The 3,174-nt window shown below is 75.0% G+C and carries 1 protein-coding gene and 1 pseudogene; both read left to right on the plus strand.

Annotated features, from left to right (window positions below; all coding sequences use genetic code 11):
• The coding region (locus QR77_RS48540; protein WP_040021501.1) for an ABC transporter permease at positions 1-1,903 on the plus strand (1,903 nt) is incomplete at its 5' end.
• A 1-nt stretch (position 1,904) separates the two neighbouring features.
• Positions 1,905-3,174: pseudogene (locus QR77_RS48545) on the plus strand (ABC transporter permease); the annotation flags it as partial.

Here is a 3,174-nt window from a genome sequence, read left to right on the forward strand (position 1 = left end):
GGCGCTGGCCGGCTGGCAGTTCAGCCGCCGCCCGCTGCGCGGGGCGGGTCCGGTGCTGCTGCTGGTGCTCGCCGTGGCGATGGGCGTGCTGGCGATCGGGCAGGGGGCGTCCTGGGAGCGTTCGCAGGACGATCAGGCCGACTTCCGCACGGGCGCCTCGGTACGGGTGCTGAGCGGCGGCGCTGGTGACCCCGGGGACGCCGGGATGTACGCGGGGCTGCCCGGCCTGCGCGACGCGGCCCCCGCGTACCGGACCACCACGCAGCTCTCCGGGAGCCGCACGGCGACCGTGCTGGCCCTGGACACCGCCCACGCCCCGGGGGGCATGCTGCTGCGCGACGACCTCGGGGACGGGGGCGGGGGCGGGGGCGGGGGCGGCGCCCTCCTGGACGCGATCGCGCCCGCTTCCGTGCCCGCCGCAGGTACGGAGGCCGGTCCTGCGGCCAGGTCCGGGATCATCGTCCCGGACGGGACGCGGCGGCTCGAACTGACGCTACGGCTCACCGACACCCGGGCGCCTGACGGGCGTTCGCCCTCGGGGAGCGCCCCGGCGGTGACCGTCGTCCTGGAGGACCGTTACGGCTTCTCGTACCGGATGCCTGTCGGCGGACTGCCGGCCGACGGGCGGCCGCACACGGTGACGGTCGATCTGGCGGGGACCACCGGTGGCGGCCAGTCCGCCGACGGCGGCGGCCAGGGCGGTCAAGGGGGTACGCCGGCGGAGCCGATGGCGCTGACCGGTCTGGAACTGCGCTCGGACGTACCGGCCGGGACCCGGAGCGAGACACACCGGCTCACTCTCGACCGATTGACGGCCCACGACGCCGAGGGGACCGGGCGTCCCGTGACGGTCTCCGACAGCTTCCGCTGGGACGCCGGGCTGGTCAGGAGCGAGGCGGGGGCGGCCCGGCCCGCCGTACCGCTGAAGCCGGAGGTGACCGGGCAGGCCCCGCTCTCCGTCGGCTACGAGACGGGCAGCGACCCGCAGCCGGTCCAACTCCGCGATGACCCGGTGGAGTTCGACGTACAGATCGAGGCCCCGCACCCCCGGCCACCGACGGTGCTTCCGGGCGTCGCCACCGACAGCTTCCTGAAGGCGGCCGGAGCGAAGACCGGGCAGAGTGTCGATGTGCCCGTGGACGGCGGGCCGCCGCTGCGGGTGAAAATCGTCCGGTCGGTGCGCCAACTGCCCACGACAGGGCCCGGATCCGACGCGGACCCGGTCGAATCCGGCGCCTCCGCACCGGAGTCGGACGCCGGGGACGGCGGAGCCCTGCTGCTCGACCTGCGGGCCGTCAATCAGGTGCTGGCCGGCCGCCAGGCCGCCTCGCTCACCCCCACCGAGTGGTGGCTGACGGCCAGTCCCGGCCGGACGGAGCAGCTCGCCGACGCCCTGCGGGCCCGGCCCGACATCGATCCGGCACAGGTCCTGGTGCGCGACGAGACCGCCGACGAACTGCGGCACGATCCGCTCGGCGCAGGACCGCAGTCCGCGCTGCTCGCGGTGGCGGCGGCAGCGGCGGCGCTCGCGGCGGTCGGTTTCGCGGTGAGTTCGGCGGGGTCGCTGCGCGAGCGGGCCGCCGAGTTCTCCGTACTGCACGCGCTCGGCACCCCGCGCCGCCGGCTGGCCCGGCTGATCGCCCTGGAACAGGGCGTGTTGATCGCCGTGGGCCTGCTGGTCGGTCTCGCCCTCGGTGCGGTGCTGACCAGAGCCGTCGTGCCGCTCGTCGTACTGACCGGGCAGGCCACCCAGCCGGTGCCGCGCGTCCTGGTCGAACTCCCCACCGGCCAGGTCGGTTTCCTGCTCGCCGGGGTGGCCGTCCTGCCCGTGCTGATCGTGGCGGCCATCGCGCTGCGGCGGGTCGATCCGGCCCTCGCGCTACGCCACCAGGGGGGCAACTGAGATGCGCGTACCCACCAGGAACACCGCACCCGCCCCGTCCGCCTTCGCTCCCTGGGTACGCACCCGGTTGCGCACCGCGCCCGGCGCCGCCGTGGCGCTGGCGCTGCTGGTGGTGGTGACCTCGTTCCTCGCCGCCGCGTTCCCTCGCGCGGTGGACGCGTACGGGACCGAGGGGCTGCGCCATGACATCCGTACGGCTTCCCCGCGCGTCAGCGTCCTCGAACTGGCCTCGCCCGCACCGGGGTTGGAGATACCTCAGGCCGACCGCGAGACCGGGCTGCGTCCTGAGACGCTGACCCGGGCCCAGCAGGCACTCGTCAAGGCGCTGCCCGCGCCGCTGCGCGTGGATCCGGCGCAGTCGACACACGGCGTCCGGTCGAGCGACGGTCTCGAAGCCTCCGACGCCTGGCTGCCGAAACCGGACGGCCTGCCGCCACTGTTCACCCTGGCGGCACAGGCGGATCTCGGGGGCCACTCCACCGTGCGCGCGGGCCGGCTCCCCGCAGCGCGGGGACAGGTGACCCAGGAAACGACTCAGGTGGAGGCGGCGGCCACGCCGGAGACGGCCAAGTCGCTGCATCTCAGGGTCGGTTCGGTGATCCATGTGCCGGGCAACATCCATGGGCCGGTCGCCGTGCGGATCACCGGCATCGTCGCGCCCCGGCAGCCGGCGGGCGCGTACTGGTCCGTCGAGCAGGTGCTCTCCACCCCCTCGCTCACGGTCAAGTCGACCGGCGATCCCAGCACTTACTGGCGGGCCGGGCTGCTGATCGCGCCGGAGGCGGCCCCCGCGCTGCTGGGGGTCAAGGGCGGACCCGAGCTGTACTGGCGGCTCGCGCCCGATCCCACCGCGCTGACCTGGCAGGACGTACCGCGCCTCGAATCCGGCCTCGCCTCGGTCGACGGCGGCCCCGGGCTGATCAAGCTGCGCGCGGTGGCCGGTGGCCGTTCGCAGCTCTCGCTGACGACGGACCTCGACACCGTCATCTCCTCGTACTCCGCGATGCGTTCGGCCGTCACCCCGATCGTGGCGGTCGCCGCTTTCGGGATCGGGGCCGTCGCCGTGGTGGTCCTGACGATGTCGGGCGGACTGATCGCGGCGCGCCGCCGCTCCGAACTGGCCCTGCTGCGCTCGCGCGGCGGCTCCCTGCGCGGTATCGGCGGGCGGCTGCTGGCGGAGACGGCGGTGGTGGCCGTACCGTCCGCCGCGCTCGGGCTGCTGCTGGCCGTACTCGCCGTCGGCGAGGCACGGCTGCTGCCCGCGCTGCTGG

This window comes from Streptomyces sp. 150FB, assembly GCF_000818195.1.
Taxonomy (GTDB): domain Bacteria; phylum Actinomycetota; class Actinomycetes; order Streptomycetales; family Streptomycetaceae; genus Streptomyces.